The sequence below is a fragment of the Steroidobacteraceae bacterium genome, assembly GCA_041395505.1.
Classification (GTDB): Bacteria; Pseudomonadota; Gammaproteobacteria; order Steroidobacterales; family Steroidobacteraceae; genus JAWLAG01.
Window position 1 is genome coordinate 2,630,990 of the sequence record JAWLAG010000001.1, and the last position, 25,070, is coordinate 2,656,059.

The 25,070-nt window shown below is 62.5% G+C and carries 22 protein-coding genes; 4 read left to right on the top strand and 18 right to left on the bottom strand.

Going from position 1 to position 25,070, the window contains the following annotated elements; translation table 11 throughout:
• From R3E77_12235 to R3E77_12270, 8 genes are all read right to left on the bottom strand, one after another.
• Positions 1-1,176 (bottom strand): methionine aminotransferase, encoded by a 1,176-nt coding sequence (locus tag R3E77_12235; GenBank protein MEZ5500182.1) that lies wholly within the window; start codon positions 1,174-1,176, stop codon positions 1-3.
• Positions 1,163-1,999, bottom strand: a complete 837-nt coding sequence (locus tag R3E77_12240) for an ABC transporter permease subunit (GenBank protein ID MEZ5500183.1) — start codon at positions 1,997-1,999, stop codon at positions 1,163-1,165. Before R3E77_12240 ends, R3E77_12235 begins: the two co-directional genes overlap by 14 nt.
• Entirely contained in the window at positions 1,999-3,000 is a 1,002-nt protein-coding gene (locus R3E77_12245; protein ID MEZ5500184.1) for an ABC transporter permease subunit, read from the bottom strand. Before R3E77_12245 ends, R3E77_12240 begins: the two co-directional genes overlap by 1 nt.
• 10 nt (positions 3,001-3,010) lie before the next feature.
• On the bottom strand, positions 3,011-4,165 hold the full coding sequence (gene potA / locus R3E77_12250; protein MEZ5500185.1) for a polyamine ABC transporter ATP-binding protein: 1,155 nt from the start codon (positions 4,163-4,165) through the stop codon (positions 3,011-3,013).
• A 43-nt stretch (positions 4,166-4,208) separates the two neighbouring features.
• Positions 4,209-5,363, bottom strand: coding sequence for a polyamine ABC transporter substrate-binding protein (locus tag R3E77_12255; GenBank protein ID MEZ5500186.1), 1,155 nt, complete (start codon positions 5,361-5,363; stop codon positions 4,209-4,211).
• Positions 5,364-5,448: 85 nt separating this feature from the next.
• Positions 5,449-6,813, bottom strand: coding sequence for an aspartate aminotransferase family protein (locus tag R3E77_12260; protein MEZ5500187.1), 1,365 nt, complete (start codon positions 6,811-6,813; stop codon positions 5,449-5,451).
• A gap of 11 nt (positions 6,814-6,824) precedes the next feature.
• Positions 6,825-8,165, bottom strand: coding sequence for a glutamine synthetase family protein (locus tag R3E77_12265; protein MEZ5500188.1), 1,341 nt, complete (start codon positions 8,163-8,165; stop codon positions 6,825-6,827).
• Positions 8,166-8,168: 3 nt separating this feature from the next.
• Positions 8,169-8,924, bottom strand: a complete 756-nt coding sequence (locus R3E77_12270; protein MEZ5500189.1) for a gamma-glutamyl-gamma-aminobutyrate hydrolase family protein — start codon at positions 8,922-8,924, stop codon at positions 8,169-8,171.
• A 309-nt stretch (positions 8,925-9,233) separates the two neighbouring features.
• Between R3E77_12270 and R3E77_12275 the strand changes: the two genes are divergently transcribed.
• Together R3E77_12275 and R3E77_12280 are read left to right on the top strand one after the other, a co-directional pair.
• Positions 9,234-10,598: a glutamine synthetase family protein gene (locus R3E77_12275; GenBank protein MEZ5500190.1), complete on the top strand. Its 1,365-nt coding sequence runs from the start codon at positions 9,234-9,236 to the stop codon at positions 10,596-10,598.
• Positions 10,598-11,884 carry an FAD-binding oxidoreductase gene (locus R3E77_12280; GenBank protein MEZ5500191.1) on the top strand — a complete coding sequence of 429 codons (1,287 nt, stop codon included), beginning with the start codon at positions 10,598-10,600 and terminating at the stop codon, positions 11,882-11,884. The genes R3E77_12275 and R3E77_12280 overlap by 1 nt, the downstream gene beginning before the upstream one ends.
• Positions 11,885-11,912: 28 nt before the next feature.
• Here the strand turns inward: R3E77_12280 and R3E77_12285 are convergent, their stop codons facing one another.
• Positions 11,913-12,485 carry an NnrU family protein gene (locus R3E77_12285; GenBank protein MEZ5500192.1) on the bottom strand — a complete coding sequence of 191 codons (573 nt, stop codon included), beginning with the start codon at positions 12,483-12,485 and terminating at the stop codon, positions 11,913-11,915.
• Between the two features lie 33 nt (positions 12,486-12,518).
• Positions 12,519-14,762 (bottom strand): bifunctional 23S rRNA (guanine(2069)-N(7))-methyltransferase RlmK/23S rRNA (guanine(2445)-N(2))-methyltransferase RlmL, encoded by a 2,244-nt coding sequence (gene rlmKL / locus R3E77_12290; GenBank protein ID MEZ5500193.1) that lies wholly within the window; start codon positions 14,760-14,762, stop codon positions 12,519-12,521.
• A 4-nt stretch (positions 14,763-14,766) separates the two neighbouring features.
• Between rlmKL and R3E77_12295 the strand changes: the two genes are divergently transcribed.
• The gene (locus R3E77_12295) at positions 14,767-15,183 is read left to right on the top strand and encodes a DUF6491 family protein (protein MEZ5500194.1); all 417 of its coding nucleotides are present in this window, start codon (positions 14,767-14,769) and stop codon (positions 15,181-15,183) included.
• Here R3E77_12295 and R3E77_12300 read toward each other — a convergent pair.
• The 4 genes from R3E77_12300 to R3E77_12315 form a co-directional block, all read right to left on the bottom strand.
• A complete protein-coding gene (locus tag R3E77_12300) occupies positions 15,180-16,658 on the bottom strand; it encodes an exonuclease domain-containing protein (protein ID MEZ5500195.1) in 1,479 nt (492 codons plus the stop codon). The genes R3E77_12295 and R3E77_12300 overlap by 4 nt on opposite strands.
• Positions 16,655-17,356 carry a TorF family putative porin gene (locus tag R3E77_12305; GenBank protein MEZ5500196.1) on the bottom strand — a complete coding sequence of 234 codons (702 nt, stop codon included), beginning with the start codon at positions 17,354-17,356 and terminating at the stop codon, positions 16,655-16,657. The genes R3E77_12300 and R3E77_12305 overlap by 4 nt, the downstream gene beginning before the upstream one ends.
• Positions 17,357-17,505: 149 nt before the next feature.
• Positions 17,506-17,871, bottom strand: a complete 366-nt coding sequence (locus R3E77_12310; protein ID MEZ5500197.1) for a cupin domain-containing protein — start codon at positions 17,869-17,871, stop codon at positions 17,506-17,508.
• Positions 17,868-19,376, bottom strand: coding sequence for an aldehyde dehydrogenase (locus tag R3E77_12315; protein ID MEZ5500198.1), 1,509 nt, complete (start codon positions 19,374-19,376; stop codon positions 17,868-17,870). Before R3E77_12315 ends, R3E77_12310 begins: the two co-directional genes overlap by 4 nt.
• 71 nt (positions 19,377-19,447) lie before the next feature.
• Here R3E77_12315 and R3E77_12320 point away from each other — a divergent pair, with 71 nt between their 5' ends.
• Positions 19,448-20,761, top strand: coding sequence for an aspartate aminotransferase family protein (locus R3E77_12320; GenBank protein ID MEZ5500199.1), 1,314 nt, complete (start codon positions 19,448-19,450; stop codon positions 20,759-20,761).
• Between the two features lie 47 nt (positions 20,762-20,808).
• Here the strand turns inward: R3E77_12320 and R3E77_12325 are convergent, their stop codons facing one another.
• The 4 genes from R3E77_12325 to R3E77_12340 all read right to left on the bottom strand — a co-directional run bounded on the left by R3E77_12325 (position 20,809) and on the right by R3E77_12340 (position 25,012).
• Positions 20,809-21,513 (bottom strand): OmpA family protein, encoded by a 705-nt coding sequence (locus R3E77_12325; protein MEZ5500200.1) that lies wholly within the window; start codon positions 21,511-21,513, stop codon positions 20,809-20,811.
• Between the two features lie 156 nt (positions 21,514-21,669).
• The gene (locus R3E77_12330; protein ID MEZ5500201.1) at positions 21,670-22,947 is read right to left on the bottom strand and encodes a copper oxidase; all 1,278 of its coding nucleotides are present in this window, start codon (positions 22,945-22,947) and stop codon (positions 21,670-21,672) included.
• Positions 22,944-24,299 carry a TolC family protein gene (locus R3E77_12335; protein ID MEZ5500202.1) on the bottom strand — a complete coding sequence of 452 codons (1,356 nt, stop codon included), beginning with the start codon at positions 24,297-24,299 and terminating at the stop codon, positions 22,944-22,946. The genes R3E77_12330 and R3E77_12335 overlap by 4 nt, the downstream gene beginning before the upstream one ends.
• 41 nt (positions 24,300-24,340) lie before the next feature.
• On the bottom strand, positions 24,341-25,012 hold the full coding sequence (locus tag R3E77_12340; GenBank protein ID MEZ5500203.1) for a hypothetical protein: 672 nt from the start codon (positions 25,010-25,012) through the stop codon (positions 24,341-24,343).
• Positions 25,013-25,070 lie beyond the last annotated feature (58 nt).

Genomic DNA, 25,070 nt, shown 5'->3' on the forward strand with positions numbered 1-25,070 from the left:
CTAGACTCCTGATCCACGACGAGCCGCGCCCGCAAGGAATGATCGTATGCGATCGGCCGCAAGATGCAGGGTTTCGTCGCGCTTGGCGCAGCAGATACGCAGCAAGGCGGTGCGACGACCATCGGCATAGAATGCGGACAGTGGAATCAGCGCCACTTTGGCCTCGATCAGCAGCCTTTCGGTCCACAGGAGATCATCGCCCTCTCCAAAGGGCGAAAAGTCCAGCAACTGGAAATACGTCCCTGCGGCCGGCTCGATTGCGAGGCCACAACCGCCGAGGCCTGCAAGCAGAATGTCGCGCTTGCGTTGAAAGAAACCGGCGAGCTGATCGATGTAGTCCGGTCTCTCCTCGAGAAAGTCCGCGATCGCCTCCTGGATCGGCGCCGCGATGCTGAATGTATTGAATTGATGAACTTTGCGAAATTCCTTCATCAGGGCGGATGGCGCAACGCAATAGCCCGTGCGCCAACCGGTCGCATGCAGGCTTTTGCCGAAGGAAAAAACGACAAAGGCACGCTCTCGCACTTCGCGTATGCCGAGCGCCGAGCAATGTTGCCGGGCGTCGAATACGACCGGCTCGTAGACTTCGTCGGACAACAGCAGCAAATCATGCCGTTGCAACAGACTGGCGAGCTCGAGCATGTCCGCCCTGTCGATCATGGTGCATGACGGATTGTGGGGGCTGTTGAGGATGACAAGGCGCGTACGGGGCGTGATGGCCTCGCGCACACGCTGCCAGTCGATTCGAAAATGCGGTGGCTCGAGCGGTAAGTGGATTGCGCGGCCGCCCGCCAGCCGCACCGCCGGATCATAGGAATCGTATGCCGGATCGAATACGATCACTTCGTCGCGCGGACCTACCACCGCCTGGATAGCACAGTACAGTGCTTCGGTGGCCCCACAGGTGATGGTTACGTCGCTATCCGCGTCGATGCTGCAGTCGTAGCGACTGTTCAGGCGGGCCGTGATCAGCCGGCGCAGCCTCGAAATACCATCGGTCGGTGCATATTGGTTGTGCCCGGCCACCATCGCGGCATGCGCAAGCTCCGCAAGTCGCGGATCGATCGCGTAGTCCGGAAATCCCTGGCCAACGTTCAGCGCGCCGAGGTCCGCGGCGCGGCGCGAGACGACGCTGAAGATCGTGGTTGCGACATCGGGCAGTTTACTGACGGGCAGCCTCGATCTCCCGTTTCAGGCGCCGCTCCTGCGCGCGCATGTAAAAGGTCGCGGCCACCACACCAGTGGCAACGATCAGCACCATGATCGTCGCGAGCGCATTGATGTCCGGACTCACTCCGAGGCGCACCTTGGAGAAAATAACCATCGGGAGAGTCGACGAACCGGGCCCGGCAACGAACTGCGAGATGACGACATCATCCCAGGATAGCGTGAAGGCAAGCAGCCAGCCCGATGCGATTGCCGGCATGATGAGCGGCAGGGTCACGCGCACGAACACCGTGGCCGGGCGCGCACCGAGGTCAAGCGCGGCTTCCTCCAGCGAATCGTCAAAGCCCGCGAGCCGCGACTGCACAATGACGGTCACGTAGGCCATCGCGAACGTGATGTGCGCTATGGTGATCGTCAGCACGCCCCGCCCTGCAGGCCAGCCAATGATCTGCTCCATGGCCACGAACAGCAGCAGCATGGAAAGGCCCGTGATGACTTCGGGCATGACCAGGGGCGCCGTCGTCATTCCGGAGAGAAATGCGCGGCCGCGAAATGGTCCAAAACGAGCCAACACCAGTCCTGCCAAGGTACCGAGGACGACGGCACCACTGGCCGTCATGGCCGCGATCTTGATCGACAGCCAGGCGGCACCCAGGATGGCGTCGTTCTGGAACAGCGCCGAGTACCACTTCAGGGTCGGCGAGTTTGCGGCGTCCCATACCGTGACCAGCCGCGAATTATTGAACGAAAAGAATATCATCGACAGGATCGGGATATACAGGAACGCAAGTCCTGCGAACAATGCGCTCTTTCGCAGCAGGCCGCGTGCCATCACTTGCGCGCTCCCGCCATTTCCCTGTTCTGGAATCGCTGAAACAGCATGATGGGCACCAGCAACAACAGCAACATGAGTATCGCCACGCCGCTCGCCACCGGCCAGTCTCGGTTTGCGAAGAACTCGTCCGACAACACCCGGCCTATCATCAGTTGGTCGCTGCGACCGAGCAGCGACGGAATGACGTACTCGCCGACCGCTGGGATGAACACCAGTAGCGAACCGGCGATTATTCCCGGCATCGACAATGGCAATGTCACGCGAAGAAAAGCCGTGGTCGGGCTCGCGCCGAGGTCCTCGGCCGCCTCGAGCAGCGTCAGATCGTGCTTCTCCAGATTCGAGTACAAAGGCAGGATCATGAACGGCAAGTACGAATAAACGATGCCGATGTACACGGCAAAATCCGTATAGAGCATCGTCAGGGGCTCGATTCCAAGCGGCGCGAGCAGATAGTTGTTGATTACGCCGTCGGTCTTGAGTAATCCAACCCAGGCATAAACCCGCAGCAGGAACGAAGTCCAGAATGGCAGGATGATGAGCATCAGGTAGAAATTGCGCATCGTCGGAGTCGAGCGCGCAATCGCATACGACATTGGATAGCCCACGAGAAGGCAGAAAATCGTCGAAATCGCTGCGACCTTGACCGAATAAAGATAAGTTGATGCGTACAGTTCGTCGGTGAAGAGAAACTTGTAATTGGCGAAATTCAGAAGCAGCGACATCTTGGTTTCGCTGATCCACTCCCATAGCGGCGCATAGGGTGGTATGGCGAGGCGCACCTCTGAGAAGGAAATCTTGAGCACGATCAGGAAAGGAATCGCGAAGAACAACAGCAGCCACAGGTAGGGAGCGGCTATGACCAGGCGCTTGCCCGACCAGTGTTTGAGAATGTACTGCGACCAGCGAGGCGGACCGTAGCGGCGGAACAGGAGGATCAGCGGGCTGACGCGCGCCGATGTTACGCCGCCTGTCAATTTGCCTGCCGTCCGCATCGTCATATCCCGGCGCTCAGGCCGTCAGCACCACCGGGCTGGATGGATGCCAGCTGAGGTGCACCGTCTCGTCCCAGCTGATGCGTTCATCGGTGTGGCGCTCGGTGTTGGGCAATGTCACCCGCAACAACCGACCCGACGCGATGCGAACGAGATAGACCGACATATCGCCCATATAGGCCACTTCCTGTACGACTCCCTGGACGGTGTTCTCCGCCTTGTTGGCCGGCGATTTTCGCGAAATGTCGATTTTCTCGGGACGGATTGCCGCCCAGACCGTGGCGCCCGGCGCAGCACTGATGCCATGGTCGACGAAGATCGTCGATTCGAGCTCGCCGCAGCGTATCCGCACATGATCGGGCTCGTCCTCGATCAGCTGGCCGTCGAACATGTTGACCGAGCCAATGAAGTCCGCGACGAAACGGCTGCTCGGATATTCGTAGATCTCTGTCGGTGTGCCTACCTGCACGATCTCACCACGGTCCATGACGCCTATGCGTGACGCCAGCGTCATCGCCTCTTGCTGGTCGTGCGTCACGACGATGAATGTTACGCCAAGCTGCTCCTGCAGATTGATCAGCTCGAATTGCGTGTGCTCGCGCAGCTTCTTGTCGAGAGCGCCTAGTGGCTCGTCGAGCAGCAGCAGCTTCGGCTTCTTGATGAGGGCACGCGCGAGCGCAACGCGCTGCCGTTGGCCGCCGGAGAGCTGGTGCGGCTTGCGTGCCGCGAACTCGCCGAGCTTGACGATATCGAGCATTTCGCTCACCCGGCGCTCGATTTCGCTGCGCGCCAGCTTCTCCTGCTCGAGGCCAAAAGCGACATTCTTGGCCACCGTCATGTGCGGGAAGAGCGCGTAGGACTGGAACATCATGTTCACCGGCCGCTCGTAGGGCGGGATACCAGCCATGTCCTGGCCATCGATGAAGATGCGCCCGTTGCTTGGCGACTCGAAGCCAGCAAGCATGCGCAGCAAGGTCGTCTTGCCGCAACCCGATCCGCCCAGCAGGCAGAATATCTCGCCCTGCATGATGCTGAGCGAGACATTGTCGACTGCGACGAATTCGCCAAATTTCTTGGTTACATTTTCGATGCGAACGTATTCGCGGGCCCGGTCGACGTGGCGCTGCGCGCCGCCTCGTCCCCGGGCCAATTCAGCTGCACTCTCCGACACCCGCTACCCCTCCTAATCGCGGACTGCCCTGGTTTTTCGCCGGCTATCTGCCGGTCTTGAACTTGGTCCAGGCTCGCGTGAGCAGCCGCGTGAATTCCGGCGACTCCGCAAGGTCCGGCACCAGTTTGCTCTTGGTTTCAGGCTTTGGGAATACGCCAGGATTGTCCAGCACGTCTTTCGAGATCAGCGGCCAGGATGCGGCATTGCTGTTCGCGTAGCTGACGAAATCGGAATTCTTGGCGGCAACATCCGGCCGCAGCAGGTAGTTGATGAACAAGTGCGCGTTCTTCACGTGCTTGGCATCCTTGGGTATTGCCAGCATGTCGAAGAACGCAACCGCACCTTCGACCGGAATGTTGTACTTGATGACCACGCCATTGCCGGCCTCTTCCGCCCGGTCGCGCGCCTGGAACACATCGCCCGACCAGCCGAGCGCGAGGCAGATCTCGCCATTGGCGAGGTCATCGATGTATTTCGAAGAATGCACGTAGCGGATGTAGGGACGAACCTTGGCAAGCACCGCCTCGGCGGCCTTGAGGTCCTCAGGTGCTTCGCTGTTGGCGTCTTTGCCAAGATAGATGAGGACCGTACCCACGATCTCGGACGGCGCATCGAGAACGGCGACGCCGCAGTCCTTGAACTTGGACACAACGGCCGGATCATAGAACATGCGGAAACTGTCAACCGGCGCATCCTTCATGCGCTCGAGAATCTTGGCCTCGTTGTAGCCGACACCCGACGTACCCCACAGGTAGTTGACGGAATGCTCGTTGCCGGGATCGTGAAGCGCGACCCGCTGCGTGATTTCCGGATCGAGGTTTTTCAGGTTCGGCAGCAAGGATCTGTCGAGCGTCTGGAAAACACCCGCCTTGATCTGCCGCTCCATGAACGATGCCGACGGCACCACGATGTCATAGCCGGTATTGCCGGCAAGGAGCTTCGTTTCGAGCACCTCGTTCGAATCGAATACGTCGTAGTTGACCTTGATGCCGTATTCGGCCTCGAAGGCCTGGATTACGGACTCATCGATATAGTCCGACCAGTTGTAGACATTGACGACCTTCTCGTCGTCCATCGGCACGGCCGGCGCCGCTGCCGTATCAGTGGCAGGCTCCGCCGGCGGTTCTGTCTTGCCGCAGGCGCCCAGCAGGATTGCGATTGCCAGCCCGCTCAACTGGATGCGATGAAATGCACTCATGCCACGAACTCCCGGTGTATGCACAGTCTACAGTCACTTATATAACACCATCCCGCCGCTGAGAAGGCCGGTTGCGGTCGCGGCGTCAAATTTCGCTCGCGAGCTGATCAAGCGTGCGGCGCGCCCGCTCGACGAGTTCGTCGATCTGGCTCTGCGAGATGACCAGCGGCGGCGCCGCAATCATGGTGTCCTGCACGGCGCGCATGACCAGGCCATTTTTCACGCACAGGTCCCTGCAACGGGTCCCGACGCGCCCGCGGGGCTCGAACCAGCGCCGCGGCTCGCGATTCTGAACCAGCTCCAACGCGCCGAGCAGTCCCAGGGTGCGCGCTTCGCCGACCAGCGGATGATCGGCCAGCGTCATGAACTTCGCTCGCCAGTAAGGCGCGAGCTCCTCCCGGACCCTGCAGACGATGTTTTCCTTCTGCAGGATGTCGAGATTCGCCAAAGCCACTGCACAGGCGACTGGATGGCCCGAATAGGTAAAGCCGTGGTAGAACTCGCCGCCCTCGTCGATCATGACTTTTGCAACGCGCTCGCCCACCAGCAACCCGCCAAGCGGCATGTAGCCCGAAGTGACGGCTTTGGCGATCGTCAGGAAATCCGGCCGGGTGCCATAGTGTTGGCAGCCGAACCAGGTGCCAAGCCGCCCGAAGCCGCAGATGACTTCGTCCGACGCGAGCAGGATCCCGTACTTGTCAACGATGCGTTGAATCTGTGGCCAATAACTGTCTGGCGGGATGATCACACCGCCCGCGCCCTGTACCGGTTCGCCGATGAACGCAGCCACGCGTTCTGGCCCGATCTCGCGGATCTTCTCCTCGAGTGCCTGCGCTGCGCGCAGACCGTAATCGGCCGGCGACAGGCCGCGGCCATTTTCGAACCAGTAGGGTTGCTCGATGTGCACGATACCAGGGATCGGCAGGTCGCCCTGGGCATGCATGGGCTTCATGCCGCCGAGGGATGCGCCGCCGATTGTGCTGCCGTGATAGGCATTCCAGCGGCTGATGATGACTTTTCGCTGGGGCTCGCCGCGCAATTCCCAGTAGCGCCGCACCATCCGGATGAGCGTATCGTTCGCTTCGCTTCCGGAACTGGTGAAGAAAACGTGCTGGAAATTGTCGGGCGCAAGCGATGTAAGGCGCTCTGCGAGCGCGATGGCCGGCGGATGCGCACATTGGAAGAAACTGTTGTAGTACGGCAGCTCGAGCAACTGTCGGTAAGCGGCGTCGGCGAGTTCCCGGCGGCCATAGCCGAGCGCCACGCACCAGAGCCCCGACATGCCATCCAGGATCTTGTTGCCGTCGGAGTCGTGCAGATAGACGCCATCGGCGCGAGTGATGATGCGTGCGCCCGTTTCGGCGAGCTGCCGGTGATCCGTGAACGGGTGCAGGTAATGCGCCGCATCGCGCTGCCGCCAGTCACTCGTACTACCAGGTTGGGCTGACATAGACCGCTTCCTCAGACGTTCAACAACAGGTGCTCGCGCTCCCAGGAACTGATCACCTGCAGGAAGACCTCGTGCTCCGCCTCCTTGACGATCGTGAATGCGGAAACAAAGGACGGATCCAGGACTTTGATCAGCGGTTCGCACTCGCGTAACCGCCGCACGGCCGAATCGAGCGCCCGCGGCAGGGCAAAGGGCAGGTCGTGGGCGCTGCCGGCAATCGGGTCGGATGGAATCAGCCCTTCGGTCATGCCGAGATAGCCGCAGGCAAGCGATGCGGCGATCGCCAGATACGGGTTTGCGTCGGCACCCGAGAGACGGTTCTCGATCCGGCGCGCTTCGGGGTCCGACATCGGCACGCGCAAACCTGCGGTGCGATTGTCATAGCCCCATTGCACGTTGATCGGCGCAACCTGGAACCTCGTGATGCGCCGGTAGGAATTGACGCTCGGCGCGAGCAGCGCCATCGCCGCTGGCAGGTACTTCTGCAGACCCGCGATATGCGAGAAAAACAATTGCGACGGGCTGCCATCTGGCTTTGAAAACACGTTCGTCCCGGTCTTGGAGTCGACGATGCTCTGGTGGATATGCATCGCACTGCCGGGTTCCTTGGCATGCGGCTTGGCCATGAAAGTGGCATACATCTTGTGCCGCAGCGCCGCCTCGCGGGCCGTGCGCTTGAACATGAATGCCTGGTCGGCAAGGTCGAGCGCATTGCCGTGCAGGAGATTGATCTCCATCTGGGCGGGCCCGTCTTCGTGGATCAGCGTATCGATGCCGATATCCTGGTCTTCGCAGAACTGGTAGACATCATCGAACAACGGATCGAACTCATTGACCGCTGCAATGCTATAGCTCTGGCGCCCCGACTCGGCGCGCCCCGAACGGCCGATGGGGGGCTTCAATGGGTAGTCCGCGTCGAGATTGGGCTCGACGAGGTAGAACTCGAGCTCCGGAGCCACGACTGGCGACCATCCCTGCTCGGCATACAGGTCCATGACGTGGCGCAGGACCTCGCGCGGAGCCATCTTGACGCGCCGGCCATCGGCATAGAAGCAGTCGTGTATGACCTGGGCTGTCGGCTCCGCCGCCCAGGGCACACGTCGCACGGTCCGGCCATCGGGCTTCAAAATGACATCCATCTCGGCCGGGCTCATCGCGGCATCGGAGTTCTCCGGGTAATCACCGGTAACCGTCTGCAGGAAAATACTCTCCGGCAGACGCATGCCCTGGTCATCCGCAAATTTCTCCGCTGGCATGACTTTGCCACGCGCAATGCCGGCCATGTCGGGCACGATGCCCTCCACTTCCTGGATGCCGTGGTCACGGAAAAATTGCTTGATATCGTTCGTCATGAATCACCTGGTTTCGGCGCGTTCGCGCGCTGCGTCACCGAACGCCGCAAACAACGCCTTGGAAAAATCGTTCTGCATCACCTGCCACTCCGGGTGCCACTGCACTGCCACAGCAAATGCAGGCGCACCGATCACGCTGAAGGCTTCGATCAGGCCATCGTCCGCACGCGCCTCCACCGCAAGTCCTCCGGCGAGCTGCTTCACGCCCTGGGCATGGAGCGAATTGACCGTCACACGTTCGCGGCCCGCCAGCCGACGCAACAGACCGCCGCTCTCGAGCAGCACGTCGTGCGCGGGCCCGTACTGCACCTCGAGTGGCTGAGTCTTGTCCTCCCGATGGTCGTGATACTGCGGCTGCTCCTCGACGTGCTGCCAAAGCGTGCCGCCCCGCGCGACGTTCACTTCCTGCAGGCCCCGGCACACCGCGAGCAGCGGCACACCCGCTTCGATGGCCGCATTGATCAGGGGCAGGCTGGTCCGGTCCCGGTGCGGATCGTGCAAGGTGCCCGGCTTGCTCGGCCCATCGCCGTAGTGTTGCGGCTCGACATTGGACGGACTGCCCGGCAGGAACAAACCATCGAGCCCCGGCAGCACCTGTGCCGGAGGCAGCGGCGTTGCGAGCACGGGTATCAACAGCGGCATGCCACCCGCGGCATCTGCCACGGCGCTGATGTACTTCTCGCCGACACAATGGAACGGATGTGGTTCGAGCAGGCGACGATCGGCCGGTATGCCGATCAGGGGTCTACGACGGTTCATGGCGCAAGCAGCTTCTTTTTGGGTCCGCGGGCGGAAGATCCCAACCGACATGGAATCAGGCCATCGACTGCTGGCGGACGCGATGGCCCATTTAATCACAGTCCCGACCCGCGTGCCTTGACGGGCCGGCACAGCCCGCTAATGGTCGTCAAAATTCGCAAAATACCAGCTAATTGCGCGTAAAATGCAGCTATTTGCAGCGATACAGCAAACCTGCCTGTCTCGCCGGCAATTTGCTGGAATTCCCGCCGGACCTTATCCTTGCGGGCCGCTGGGGCACGCCGCCCCGGCTCCGCATCAAGGCCCATTATGTCGAACGCCCTCGCAGAGCTGGGTCGCTTTCTTGCCCAGCACCCCGACGTCCAGTTCTTCGATTGCTTCCTCCATGACTTGAATGGCGTGGAGCGCGGCAAGCGCATCGATCGCGCCGGCATCGAGGCCATCTATGCCCGCGGCATGCCGCTGCCCGGATCGATGTTCGCGCTCGATATCGAAGGCGGCACGGTTGAAGCCACGGGCTATGGCTTTGACGACGGCGATGCCGACCGCCCCTGCCGCCCGATACCGGGCTGCCTGTTCACTGTGCCCTGGCATTCGGGCGAGATCGCGCAAGTCCAGCTGACCATGCACGAGCCCGATGGCCGCGCATTCTTCGCCGATCCCCGTCATGTATTGGCGCGTGTGCTCGAGCGGTTCCAGCGGCTGAACCTCACGCCTGTCGTAGCGATCGAATACGAGTTCTACCTGCTCGATCGTGAACGAGGTGACGACGGCCTGCCGCAGCCACCGCGCGGCCCGCTGACTGGTCGGCGCGAATATCGCACGCAGATCAACTCGATGGCAGATCTCAACGAGTACTCGAGGCTGCTGCTTGACATTGATGCGGCGTGCCGCGCCCAACAGGTGCCATCGACGTCGGCGCTTGCCGAATACGGACCCGGACAATATGAGGTGAACCTGCGCCATGAAGCGGACGCGCTCGCTGCCTGTGACCGCGCGGTTCGGTTTCGGCGCATCGTCAAGAGCGTTGCGCGCGCACATGGTTGCGAAGCGACGTTCATGGCCAAACCCTATCGTGACATGGCGGGCAGTGGCCTTCATGTGCACGTCAGCCTCAAGGACGCCGGCGGCGAGAATATCTTCGCTGCGGCTACGGTCGCGGAAAGCGAAGCATTGCGCCATGCGATTGCGGGTTGCCTCGATTCCCTTGCCGACGGAGTCGCAATCTGCGCCCCGGGTCCCAACTCGTTTCGTCGCTTTCGCAACGAAGCCTATGTGCCGCTCGCGGCCAATTGGTCGATCAACAATCGCGGCACCGCGGTGCGGGTGCCTGCAAGCGATGCAGCCAACCTGCGTATCGAACATCGCCTCGCTGGCGCTGACGCCAACGTCTATCTGGTCACGGCCTGGGTGCTGGCCGGAATCCATGCGGGTCTTGCGGCCAGGCGTGATCCGCCGCCGGCCCTGACCGGGAACGCCTACCGCGAATCAGCCCAACCCTTGCCGACGCACTGGGCCACGGCGCTCGAGCGCTTTGCTGCGAGCCGCATGGCGCGCGACTACTTGGGCAAGCCGTTCGTCGAACATTACCTCACCGTGAAACGCCACGAGCTCGCCGAGTTCGAGTCGCACATTACGCCGCTCGAGTGCGCGCGCTACATGGGGCCGCTATAGTGAATTCGGCCGGCCTCGATCATGTCGCGTCCTGGTACGCCGCGACCGCCACAGTGCCCGCGCTGCGTCCCGCACTCGCCGGCGATGTCGATTGCGATGTCTGCGTTATTGGTGGCGGCATCGCGGGCTGCTCCACGGCGTTGCACCTTGCCGCGAAGGGCTACAAGGTCGTCTTGCTCGAGGCGCATCGCATCGGCTGGGGTGCATCGGGCCGCTCTGGCGCCCAGGCCATCTTCGGAGTCTCCTGCGGAGAGCAGAAGATCGAGCAGCTCCTCGGCAAAGACGACGCGCGCAAGGTGTTCGACCTGACGGTCGAGGGCCTGCAGTTGTTGCGCGAGTCGATCGAACGCCATGGAATGGACTGCGACTGGGTTGCGGGCCAGATGCATGTGGCCGTCAAGCCGCGCCAGATCGACGAACTGCGGCAGTGGCGCGACAGTCTCGCCCGGGATTACGACTACCCGAATCTCGAATTCCTGGACCGAAATGCCGTGCGCGAGGTTATCGCGAGCAATCGTTATCTCGCGGGGCTCCTTGACCGCAACAGCGGTCATCTTCACCCGCTCAAATACACGCTAGGACTCGCGGGCGCAGCGGAGCGCGCCGGCGCCACGATACACGAAGGCAGCCGCGCGCTTGACTGGCGCGGCGGCACCACGGTGACGGTAACGACAGCCAAAGGCTCGGTACGGTGCCGTTTCCTGGTGTTCTGCGGCAATGCCTACCTTGGCGACCTCGCACCGCAGCTGAAACGCAAGATCATGAATGTCGGCACCTATATCGTCGCCACCGAACCTCTGCCGCAGGAGCGCGCCACGGCACTTATTCGCAATAATGCGGCGGTCACGGACATCAACTGGGTGCTCGACTATTTCCGGCGCAGTGCCGATCACCGGCTATTGTTCGGGGGTCGCGTGAGCTACTCGGGGCTCGACCCGCTCGGTACCCGCGAAGCCACGCGACGACGTATGCTGAACGTGTTCCCGCAGCTGCAGGATCTCAAAATCGACTATGCCTGGGGCGGCTACGTCGACATCTCACTAAATCGTGCGCCGCATTTCGGCCGTCTCGCACCCAATGTGCTCTTCATGCAGGGATTCTCCGGTCACGGCATCGTATTGACCGGCATGGGAGGCAAGCTGGTCGCGGAGACCATTGCGGGCACTGCCGAGCGCTTCGACGTGCTGGCGCGGATTGCGCACAAGGACTTTCCGGGTGGCATGCTGCTGCGCCGGCCGGCACTGGTATTGGCGATGCTGTACTACCGGCTACGCGACATGCTCTGAGCGTCGCGACCGGCGCGCGGGCGCGAAATCAGCCAAGCGGCGCAACGCCGATCCAACGCTGATGCAGATACAGCACGAACAGCAGATAGATTGCGACGCCTATCAGGATTGCGAGCACGTCGTTGCGAGTGGCGGCAGCGGGCAGCGGACGCGGCGACTGCGGGCGCGATTTCATGGCAATGCGATCCACCACCGCCCACGTCAGGAAACTGCCGAACAGGACAAGATCGGCCGCTGAGCCGTTGGCGAGCAGATGCGCCACCGCCCAGAGCTTTACGGCCACGAGAGTTGGGTGGCGGGTCGCCTGCGCGATGCGGCCGCGCAAGTACGTCGCGACCAGCAGTGGAAAAACAGGGAGCAGCAGCAATGCGGCCGCGTGGCGCAATCCGGTCGGTGGCAGGTAGATGACCGGCGCTGTTGCACGCGCGCTGGCATAGCCGCGCACAATCAATACGAAACCCAACAACGATACGAGCGAGTAAAGGATCTTCCAGGCCGGCTCGCCGACCCGCGCCGCAGTGCGCTCGCGCCAGCCCGGCGCGAATATCGACACACTGTGAGCGACAAGGAATATCAACAGTCCGATGATCAGTGTCTGCACGGCTGCCTCTCCACTCCGGTCCCGCGCAGTATATCAGTGCGTCGCCGGCCGGCGCCGCATTATGAAGCATTGATGAATGCGCAGATTTCGCTCGAAATCGGCAGGCACGCTCGAGCGGCTCACGTCCTGCACCTCGAATCGCTCGCGAAGTTCGCTCGCCAATGCAAAGCGTTGCGCATTGACCGAGAAGATCAAGGTGCCATCCTCCGTCAACAACCCCATGGCCATTGCAACGAGCGCCGCATGGTCGCGCAGCACGTCCAGGCTCCCTGTCATGCGCTTGCTGTTGGAGAACGTCGGCGGATCCAGGAAAACGAGTCCGTATCGGTCGGATATACGACTCGCCTGTCGCAACCAGTCGCGGCAATCGGCACGAATGAAACGATGCCGCGGTCCCTGGTAGCCATTCAACTGCATGTTGCGCTGCGCCCAGTCCAGGTAAGTCTGCGACATGTCAACGGTCGTCGTGCTGCGGGCTCCGCCACTTGCCGCGTATACGGTCGCACTGCCGGTATAGGCGAATAGATTCAGGAAATCGACATCCTTGGCGGCATTTCGGATTCGGGCGCGCGTCGCGCGATGGTCGAGGAAGAGCCCCGTGTCCAGGTATTCGCCGAGGCGCACCAGAAAATTGAGGCCGCCTTCGCGTACGGTCAACTCGACTGCGGCATTTTCCTCGCGCTGGTATTGTTCGCCGCGACGAGTGCGCCGTCGCGTGCGCAACACCAGTTGCGCAGGTTCGACCTTGCAGGCACGTGCCAGCCCTGCCAGTGCCTCATTGCGCCGACGGCGTACCGCATCCGGCGCAATGCTTGCAGGTGCAGCGTATTCCTGCACATAGAACCAGGACTGGTTCTTTTCATCGAGATAGCGATCGATGGCGAACGCGTACTCGGGCATATCGGCGTCATAGATGCGATAGCAGGTGACATCCTCACGTTGCGCCCAGGCGCGCAGGCGTTTGAGATTTTTCGTGATCCGGTTGGCAAGCATGATGGCGCCAGGCGAATCCGCCAGATCCATGTCGATACGCAATCCACCCGGCTTCGGCCGCATGTCGCGCTGCGAACCCGCATCGACTTCGAGACGCAATAGTTCGCATTCGATCGTGCCGTTCCAGAAGCGGTGACGGCGGCGTGCGCGCAGACCGAGTTCGAGCCCGGCTCCGGCGCCACCCGCAACGACCGCGGCCGACCAACCCTGGAAATGCCCGCGGAGCACTTCACCGAGTTGCCGGAAAGTCTCGCGCGCTGCCTGCTTGTCATCCAGGCGTACACCGTAAGGGGGATTGGTGACCATGAGCCCGGCGGCGGACCAGTCCCGGTCGCGGCGCAGTTGCGACAGATCCGCCGTGCCGAAATCGATCGAATCGGCAACGCCCGCGCGAGCGGCATTGCCCCTGGCCATCGCAATGGCCAGGGCGTCGCGATCGCGGCCGACAATCAACGCACCGGCAGGCCGCCGCATGGCATCCGCTTTGATGCGAAGTTGCTGCCAAAGCGCTGGCTGGTGCAAACGCCAGCCGCGACACGCAGGTTCACCTCGCAATGTGCCCGGCGCGATCGCCAATGCCATCAGTGCCGCCTCGATAACCAGCGTACCCGAGCCGCACATGGGATCGAGCAGGGTCGCACCCTGTTGCATGCGCTGCTGCCAGCCCGCACGCATCAGGATACCGGCCGCGAGATTCTCCCGCAGTGGCGCCGGCCCGCCCGCGCTGCGATAGCCGCGGCGATGCAAAGCGCCACCCAGATCGATCGCAAGCGTCACCTCGTCGGTGCTTGCGTGTGCATGCAGGCGCAGGTCCGGTGAATGCGGTGCCACATCCGGTCGCCTGCCGGTCGCCTCGCGCATCGAATCGCAAATGGCATCCTTCAACCTGAGCGCGCCGAATTGTGTGTTATCGATGCCTGCGTGGATACCACTGTAATCACAGGCGATGGTCGCGCCGTCGACAAGATGCTGGCGCCAGTGGACGGAACGCGCGCCGCGGTAGTAGCCATGCTGGTCGCGGCTTTCGAAGCGCGCGAGCGTCACGAATACCCGGCTCGCCAATCGGGAGTGAAGGTAGATCGCATAGGCGAGACCGAGATCGCCCCTGCACTCGTTGCGGCCACTACGTATCCGGGTGGGCTCGGCGCCGAGCGCTCGAAGCTCCTCCGCCAGCAGATCACCGAAACCACGCGGGCAGCTGACCTGAAGATCGAATATAGCGCCTGCAGGCGCTGCGGCGACGGAACTTCCGGCGCTCGCGACAGTCTCGATATCAGGAGGCATTCTTATGAAACCTACATTGGTGATTCTGGCTGCCGCCGTGCTCGGTGCTGGCTGCGCGAGCGGAATCGCCCGCGTCAAGAGCGGGACGACCTACGAACGCTATCAGCCCTACCTCGGCACGCCTGTCGATCAGTTTACAGCGTTTCGTGTCGATCACTGGGAGCTTGCCGGACCTTACCAGGTCGTGCTCTGGACGGGTGTCAATGATGCGCATCTGCTAACGGTATGGGACAGCTGCAACGAGCTGAATTTTGCCGAACGCATTGGCGTGACTTCGACGGGAAGCAGCATTACCAAGTTCGACAGTGTGCGTGTGCGTGGTCAACGTTGTCCGATCAAGGAAATTCGCAGGATCGACGTCAAGCAGATGAAATCGGACCAGGCGGCCATGCGCGCGAAAGCCACGGCCGAGGGCGGCTAGCTGCGGAACGACCCCCGCAGCGCGCCCGGATCGATCATCTCGGCCGTTTTGACGGCGCGACGCAGGATCCTGTACTGATCCGGATCGAACGGCGGCAGGTCGCGATGCTCGAGCCAGGGCTCGAGCATCGCCTGCAAGTCGCTCTGTGCATGGTCGGTGGAATCGACAGCGAAGCTCTGCAAGTGACGCCAGTCGTCCAGCAGATGAAAATCCGAGCGTTCGTGGCTGCGCTCGCACAATAGCATCGGGCCCGGGTACGGCCACCTCTGCAGGCGCTGCGAGGCCATGGCCAATTTTGCCCGCAGCAGATGTGGTGCCGTAGCGGCACGGCCAATGCAAGCGCCATCACATTGATCGACTTGCAAAGCGAAGCAGCCTCCCATGCCTCGCTCCAGTCCGAGCACCTTCAGACAGACGCGTTGTTGCCGCGCCAATGACTCGAGGGCGCGCCGTGCGGCGCGTTCATTCTGATAGCAGCCAAAGGCATCTTCGCCGGACTGCAACTTGAGGTCGGCAAGCGCGACCAGGCGCGGGGCATCGCTCGCGCCAGCGAACAGCCAGCTGCAGCGCAGTGGGTTCGCGCGCAAACGCCGGTTGTACACGGGCGCGGCCTCGCGGACCCAGCGCAACTCGCGCAACAACGCACCGACTTCACCTGCGCAGCGTTCGTATTCAATATGAGCAGTCTGTTGGGCCAGTCGCAGCGCTTTGCCGGCTCGTGGCAGCTTCTGGAAGTGCGCGCCAACGCGATCGCGCAGACGGCGCGCCTTGCCGACATAAAGTAACGCACCATCGCCCGCATAGAAGCGATAAACGCCGGGCACGTCGGGCAGGTCATCGATGGTATCGGCAGCCAGCTGGGGCGGCAGCGCCGGGCGCGCCAGGACCGCATCGACGGCCAGGGCGATACGTGAAGGCGCGAAATCCCTGCCCATTCGGCGCCAAAGCTGCAGCAGTGCATCGGCATCGGGCATCGCCCGATGGCGTTTTTCGCAATGCAGATCGAGTCGCTCGATCAACGTATCGAGATTGTAGCGACCGAGACCGGGATAGAGGTTGCGGGCAAGCCGTACCGTGCACAGCGGCCTTCGGACAAATCGTATTCCGACGCGCGCAAACTCCTGCCGGATGAAGCTGTAGTCGAATCGCGCGTTGTGTGCAATGAACTGCCTGTCGCCGAGGCGCTGCAGAACCTCGGTCGCGATGTCAGCGAACGGTGGTGCCGCAGCGACCATCTCGTTGGTGATTCCAGTCAGCGCCTGGATGCCCGGCGGGATCGCCCGGCCCGGATTGACGAGCGAACTCCAGCGCCACTGCAAGTGTCCGCCGCGCGCGCCGACGAGTGCGATCTCGGTTATTCGATGAAATGCGGCGTTGCCGCCCGTCGTTTCGACATCGACGAAAACAATGTCCGCATCAGCGAGCGATGCCGCCTGTTCGACGGCAGCGCTGCTGATGTCCGACCGCGAGGTTATTCGTCTTTACCCCAGGGCAGCGTGGTCGACACAGCGACAATCACGCGACCGTCGGTCGAGAAAAGGTCCTCACCGGACGGTGGCAGGTCGATGGAATCGACCCACTTGATGCTGAAATCGAACTTGCCAAAACTGCGGGCGACGCCGACAGACCAGTCTTCGTACTCGCCGCCATTGGCGTCATCCCAGAACGGCCCGGTGCTGACGCCGGCATGCACCTGCAGGCTCCAGTCCTGCGGCAACGGGAATTCGCCATTGGCTTCGAGGTACCACGCGCTCTGGTCGGCCGCGACGTAGTCCCAGGAATACCAGAGTTTCGCGCTGAACCAGCCTCGCGACAGTCCGACCCAGGCCTCCGGGTAATTGAAGTCGCTCTCGCCAGGATAGGTGTACCAGACAAGCCCCGAGTCCCAGGAAATACCATTGGCCAGTTCCTGGCCATAGCCGATGGCCAGGTCGAGCTCGACGTCGCTGTTTGAATCGGGGCCAAAATCGATCTTGCTGCCCCAGGCATATGCGTAGAAACCCGAATCGTGGGCGTAATCGAGACTCAACTGCGGCGCGAAATCCTTGGCAGACTGACTCACGCCACGAAAATCGTAGTCATTTGTCAGTGTCGGAGTCACGGAGAACTCCGCGTGAGCAGCCGTGGCAACCAGCGCCGCCGATAGCAGGAATCCAAGCGAAAATTTGCGCATCACACACTCCTGTGGTCAGAACGACACGGCCTGCGACCGGAATTCGCCGGGGCTCAGGGCCGATGCCCGAAGTCTAGCAGCAGAGCCTTTTGGCAACCATAGGGCCATCGCTGGCGGGACCCGCCAGTGCCCGATGTTGTGTCGATGCATCACCGGCTTTGGGTGGACTCATCGAAAATCGCATAGAGTTTTTCGCAAGGTTCGAGCACCTCGAAAATGCCGTTGAATCCCGCCGGGACCACGAAGCTCTCGCCGGCGCCGAACTCCTGCACCTTGCCCGCCGCATCGTACAAACGCACCCGCCCGCCAAGGAGGTGGCAGAACTCATGCTCGGTATAGCTGACCCGCCACTTGCCCGCCGTACTTCGCCATCGGCCGACGTGGAACTGCTGGCTCGCATCGCTGTAGTAGTTGGCGACCGACTGCAGGGGCTGCCCCGCCAGCAAGCGCTCCGGCGCCGGTCGCGTTTCCTCCTCCGCAACCGGCTCGGACAATGAGATCACGGCCCGTTTCATGACAGGTCGATCCAGGTGGTCTTGAGTTCCGTGTACTTGTCGAACGCGTGCAATGACTTGTCACGCCCGATACCCGATTGCTTGAAACCGCCGAACGGTACGGTGATGTCGTCGGCATCGTAGCAATTGACATAGACCGTACCGGCGCGCAGCGCGCGCGCCACACGATGCGCCCTCGTGACATCGCGGGTCCAGACGGCAGCGGCCAGGCCGTAGATGACATCGTTCGCGATACTGACCGCCTCGTCCACCGAGCGGAAACTGATGGTCGACAACACGGGTCCGAAAATTTCCTCGCGCGCGATCTTCATGTCGGGCATCACCCGGTCGAAGACCGTCGGCTCGACAAAATAGCCGCCGCTCTCCGCGCGCGTGCGATTACCGCCGAAAGCCACGGTCGCGCCGTCCTTGCGGCCGGCGTCGATGTATTCGAGCACCCGTCGCATCTGCATATCGTCGACGATCGCGCCAAGACGGGTGCGTTCGTCCAGCGGGTCACCCGGTTGCAATTTGGCGCCGACCTTGCGGATGGCATCGAGCATCGGCTCGCGAATCGATTCCTCGACCAGCAGGCGCGAGCCTGCCGAACACATCTCACCCTGGTTGAAGAAAATGGCGAAAGCCGCCGCAGTCGCGGCTTTTTCGAGATCGTCATAGTCGGCCATCACGATATTGGGCGACTTGCCGCCGCATTCCAGCGAGACGCGTTTGAGATTCGACTGCCCGGCATATTGCATGACCTGCCGGCCGGTCGCCGTCGAACCCGTGAACGCAATGGCATCGACATCCATATGAAGTGCCAGCGCCTTGCCGGCGGTCGCACCGAAACCGGGCACGACATTGAATACTCCGGGCGGAATGCCCGCCTCGACGGCGAGCGCGGCGACGCGAATTGCCGTCAGCGGTGACTTTTCCGACGGCTTCAGCACCAGCGAGTTGCCCGCAGCAAGCGCCGGGCCAATTTTCCAGGCAGCCATGAGCAGCGGAAAATTCCATGGCACGATCGCACCGACGACGCCCATCGGTTCGCGCGTGATCGTTGCCAGTGCGCCGGGGCCGGTGGGCGCGATTTCGTCGTAGATCTTGTCGATTGCCTCGGCATACCAGCCAATGGCGTTGGCCGATGCCGGGATATCGACGGCCAGACTGTCCCTGATCGGCTTGCCGACGTCGAGCGTCTCGAGCAATGCCAGTTCTTCGCGATTCGCCAGCAGCAGCTCGGCAAAGCCGCGCAGGATGCGCTTGCGCTTGGCCGGGGGCAGGTCTGACCAGGCGCCGCTCGCAAACGCGCGACGTGCGCTTGCGACTGCCAGGTCGACATCCGGTTGATCGCAGGCAGCGACCTGGGTGAGATTCCTGCCACTCGCGGGATCAATGCAATCGAAGACCGCGCCAGCGCTCGCGTGGCGGTACTGCCCATCGATGAAAGCCCGCCCTTCGAATTTGACTTCTGCGGCGCGCGCGCGCCAGTCGATGGCGGCCTGTTGCGGTTTTGGTGGGGTCATCGTGCTTTACTCCTTGCGGATCAGCGTATCATTACGGCGCTGACAATCTCAAAACATCGGCTCGCGAAGCAATGCAAACCCATCAACTCGACAACTACTGGATGCCGTTCACGGCGAATCGTCAATTCAAAAAGGATCCGCGACTCGTCGCCCGCGCCGAAGGCATGCACTATTACACCACCGACGGCAGGAAAATTCTGGATGCTGTCGCCGGTTTGTGGTGCGTCAACGCCGGCCATGCGCGCCCCGAAATCCGCGCTGCGATTGCAGCGCAGCTCGAAACCCTCGATTATGCGCCGGCCTTCCAGGTCGGTCACGAGGCGGCGTTTAGTCTCGCGACACGACTCGCTGGTCTCGCGCCCGGGGACCTCAACCGCGTGTTTTTCGTCAACTCGGGTTCCGAAGCAGTCGATACGGCACTCAAGATCGCACTTGCCTACCACCGGGTACGGGGCGATGCTGGACGCACGCGCCTCATCGGACGCGAGCGCGGCTATCACGGCGTTGGTTTTGGCGGGATATCCGTCGGTGGCATTTCACCCAATCGCCGGATGTGGTCGAACAGCCTCATCCCGGGCGTCGATCATCTGCCGCACACGCACGATCCAAAACGCAATGCGTTCTCGCGCGGGCTGCCAAAGCACGGTGCGGAATTGGCAGAGGAGCTCGAGCGTATCGTCAGCCTGCACGATGCGTCTACGGTCGCGGCCGTGATCGTCGAGCCGATTGCCGGCTCGACCGGCGTACTCCTGCCGCCCGTCGGTTACCTGGCCCGCTTGCGCGAGATTTGCGATCGCCACGGCATCCTGCTCATATTCGATGAAGTCATTACGGGTTTTGGCCGCACCGGTGCGCCATTCGCCGCCGAGGAGTTCGGCGTGACGCCCGATATCATCACCATGGCGAAAGGCCTGACCAACGGCGTCGTACCCATGGGCGCGGTCATCGCGCGTCAGTCGATCCACGATGCCTTCATGCAGGGCCCGGAGTCCGCGATCGAATTGTTCCATGGCTACACGTATTCGGCGCATCCGCTGGCTTGCGCTGCTGCCCATGCCAGCCTCGATATCTACGAGCGGGACAATTTGTTTCGCCGGGCGCGCGATCTGTCTGCCAGCTGGGAACGCTCGGTGCATGCGCTACGCGACCTGCCCCATGTCATCGATATCCGAAACTACGGCCTGGTGGCAGGGATCGAGCTCGCACCGATCGCCGGTCAGCCGGGCAGTCGCGCGTTCTCGATTTACCGCGAGTGTTTTCGCCGCGGCCTGTTGGTGCGACAGACCGCAGATATCATCGCCCTGTCGCCGCCACTCATAATCAGCGACGAGCAAATAGCGCAGATTTTCGCCGTGCTCGGCGAAGTCCTCGCAGCCGCCCGTTAGTAGCGACGGCCCGGACGCCTGGCCGCGCCGGACCGTCGCTCGATCGCTCAATCGACCCGCATCGCCACTCGCGGCGCCGACGCGGTATCGCCGGCCGGCAGATGCAGAGTCACTTGCACCCGGCGCTCCAAAGCCAGGCCGTCGGCATCGCCTTCCGGGCTCACACTGGCCGACTCACCGTGGGCAGCGATGCGAATGCGCTCGCGCTCGACGCCGGCCAGAGCGAGTTCGTCGGCAACCGACTGGGCTCGCGCCCGTGACAGCTCCAGGTTGTAATGCTCATCGCCGCGCGCATCGGCGAAGCCATCGATGTCTACAGTTGCGTCCGGGAGCACGGCAACCAGGGCCCCCAGTCTGCGCATGGCCATCGCTTGCTCGTCACGCAGCTCGAAGGAACCGGTGCGGAATCCGAGTTGCGTCGTCAATTGGTCGGCTGTTTGCATCGCCTGGCCGAGATCTCTCACACGGGCCTCGCTTGCATCCAGTCGGGTCTCATTGCCGGCCAACTTGACTGCCAATTGCTGCGCGGACTCGTGGCTGCGATTGAAGCGATCGCCGAGCCATGCACCCGTTGCAGCGCCCAGGACCGCGCCAAATGGACCAGCCGCTGCGGCCCCTACCACCATCCCGGAAACCACTCCGGTCGACTCCGGTCTGGACGCCTTGCTCGCAGGTTCGCCTGCCAGCACATGCGGTGCACAAATCGTGGCGGCAACGGCCAGCGCTATCGTGTTTCGAACTGTTGCTTTCATCGCTCTATCCTCCGGTGGGCCGCGAAGCACTGCGCTTCGCACGATGTGAGCTTGAACGGAGGGCGGGCGCCGCTCAGGGCAGGATGCTGGCGTGGCCGCTGCAGAAAATGGCAAAAAATGTATCGGTGGCTCGCTACGACATGCCGCAGCCATGCGTCAGGGCTTGAAGTCGGGATCGGTGCTGATGCGCCGCGCCGTGGTGCCGGCCGGCGCCTTGTACCAACCAGGATCATCATAACTTGCGAGCTGATCGCGAACTTTCATGACCGTGAACATCCCGCCCATCTCGAGATTTCCGTAGGGTCCGCGACCCATCATCATCGGCAAGGTGTTCGGCGGTCCCGGGTGGTGACCCATGTCGGTATGGTCCTGGTGCTCGGCCATCCCGCTCTCGCCCATGGACATATAGCCCGGCAGGTGCTTGCGAATTTCGTCATCGAGGTCGCGCTGCTGAACGCCCAGCGGATTCGGCAGGTCGTGGCCCATGGTATTCATCGTGTGGTGCGATTTGTGGCAGTGAAACACCCAGTCACCCGCCAGCGTGGGCGTGAATTCCATGTCGATCGCGCCGCCCACGGGCACCAGCGCTGTCGTCGTGCGAATCTGCGCAGCACGTGCGATCGGCCCGGCGTCGGTTCCTGCGACGCGAAAATGGACGCCATGCAAGTGCATGGGATGATCGTGCATCGACAGATTGCCAACGCGTATGCGCACCTTCTGTCCGGTGCGCGCGATGAGCGGATCGATGGCCGGGAAAACCTTGCTGTTCATGGTCCACAGGTCGAATTCCGTCATCACGGCCGGATCCGGGCGGTAGGTACCGGGATGCACCGCCCAATTGTGCAGCAGGATGGCGAAATCGCGGTCGACCTGGCTCGCGGCATCGCGCCCATGAATGATGAACATGCCCATCATGCCCATGGCGAGCTGGGTGTTCTCGTCGGCATGCGGGTGATACATGCGCGTGCCCTGCTCACGCAGCGTGAATTCATAGACATAGGTCTCGCCGGGCAGGATATGCGGTTGATTGAGTCCGCCCACGCCATCCATGCCATTCGGCAACAGAATGCCATGCCAGTGCATGGAGGTATGTTCCGGCAAGCGATTGGTCACGAACAGGCGTACCCGATCGCCTTCATCGACTTCGATGGTCGGGCCCGGGGTCGTGCCGTTGTAGCCCCAGGCCTTGATCTTCTGGCCCGGTGCGAATTCGTGCTCGATGGGCTCGGCGACCAGATGAAACTCCTTGGCGCCCCGGCGCTGCCTGTAGGGCAGCGACCAGCCGTTCGGCGTCACGATGCGTCCCCTGCGGCCATGTGCCGCATCAGCAGCCGCCGCCGTACCGGTCACGGCATTGCCCGCGAGGAGTCCGCCGGCGGCCAGGGTCAACAAGTCGCGCCGGCGAATGACGGCGGGCAGGTCACCGGCGTTCACGGCGCGCCCAGCATCGCTTCGCAATTGCCGCACAATGCGGCCAATTGTGCACGGGCTGCCCAATAGGCACCCACCTCGGCGATGAATTGCTCATAGCCTTCGAGCTCGAGCTGGCGCGCTGCGAGCGGCGCGAACGGACCCTCCAGCATGAAGAACTGGCGTCGTTGCTCGCTGTCGCGCAGCCGCTCGCGCGCAGGCAGCAGCTCATCGCGCAGCATGACGACATTGCGGCGATGTTCGACGAGCCGCGCAAATGCCAACTCGAGTTGTTCACGCAAATTGAGTGCTGCCGCCTCGGCCTCGCGCATTGCCAGGCGCGCCACCGCATCGCCCCGTGCGACCTCGGCCTGACGTTGGGAGAACAATGGCAGGGGGAACTCCACATCCGGGCCCGTGAGACGGGTGCCGTCGGGATCCTGTTCGGTACTCACGCCGACCGACAATTCATCGAGCCAGCGCGTACGACGTATCGCCTGGCGGCCCGCCGTGCGCGCATCGACCTCGCGCCGATAGGCGTCGATCTGCAGATTCTGCTCGAGCGCGCGGGCCAGCAACGGCGCGAACTCGGGATCCTGCGCCGGCACCGGCGCGAGTCGGTCGGACAGCTCGACATCCGCGATCGACAGTCCGCCGAGCAAGCGCTCCAACACCGCGGTCGCAGCCGCAAGTTCGCGTTGCGCCGCGGCCTGCGCGTGGCGGCTCGCAACCGCTGCGTCGCGTTGCTCTTCGCGCTCGGCCGCCGCAATGTTGCCGGCCGTGTAATAGCGTTCGGCCAGCTCCAGGCGCAAACGGCCGGCGTCGGCATGCTGATCGTGCAGTCTGGCGAGCCGTCGCTTGGCCGCAAGTTCGTAGTAGGCAACCCGGGTATTTGCGGCGAGCGCGATCACGGCGTTGGCCATGTGGAGCTTGGCCGCCTGCAGTTCGAAACTCGCAACGCGGCGCTCGATGGGCAGACGGACCAATGCCAGGATGTTTTGCACCAGGCCATACTCTGTCTGGTGGCCATCGCCATCCTCGACGCGACGCCGCGATGCAAACACGACCGGATTGGGCAAGGTGATAGCGTCGATATATTCCGCCCGGGCAATTCCAAGCCGCTCGAATTCGATCTGCAGATCGGGATTCGCGAGAAGAGCTACCTGGACGGCCTCTTCGAGACCCAGGCCATCGGCGAGCAATGCCTTGGCCTTCTCGAGCGCCACACGCTGCGCGTCGGCATCGCGGTGCCAGCTCGCCTCGACATCGGCGCGCGTGCGCACGATCTGCCGGACATCCCTTTCGAGCCGCTCGTCCGGAATGTAGGCGCAGCTTGCGATTGCAGTGGTCGCGAGGAGTATCGCCAGGTACTTCATGAGCTCAGGATAACAAAGCCAGGTGGCGCGCGTCCCGCAAGTCAGTCCTCCGGCGGCTCGGCCAGTTGCTGCGCCCGCGTGAACAACACGAACGCGAGTGCCACTGCCCACAGGAACACCAGAATGTAGCAAAGCGGGTAGTACGCCTGGCTGCGAAACAGGTTCAGGTTCGCAAGCCCGGTAATCAACCCGAACAGCGTGAACAGGTATGGCACTCGGGTACGCTTGCGAAGTGCCCAGCCGAGCTGCACGATGAACCAGCCAAGCAGTATTGCGCCCAGTGTCGTCACGGCGTAGTTCACGATGACCAGCGTGCCGACAAATGCGGCGTCATTGCCGGGATTGGCGGCGGCGAAAGCGCCCGGCAACAGTGCGCCCGGACCTGAAAGTATCGCGACGAGCATCGTCGTGCCGCCGCACAAGCCGCCTGCGACGGCAGTCAGACCGGCGCCAACGGGCCGGCGTTCCCGCACCAGTTGCGCGACGACCTGACCCAGGAATATGAACGCAAAGCCGGCCAGCAGTTGCCCCCAGGCGTTCAGCTGCCAGGCAGTCGACGTCAACGCCGGTTGAAGTTTCGCGGTATCGAAAAAATCTCCGACCGTCGCGAATCCCATGCGTGGCTCGAAATAGAACATGTTGGCCAGCTGCAGTGCATACGCCGCAGCCACGATCAACGCCGCAAAGCCGGCGCGTCGAATCAATCCCGCCATGGCAACCTCCAGATGACTACCACACCATTATGGCCTGCCGGTGCACCGCCAAACGCCA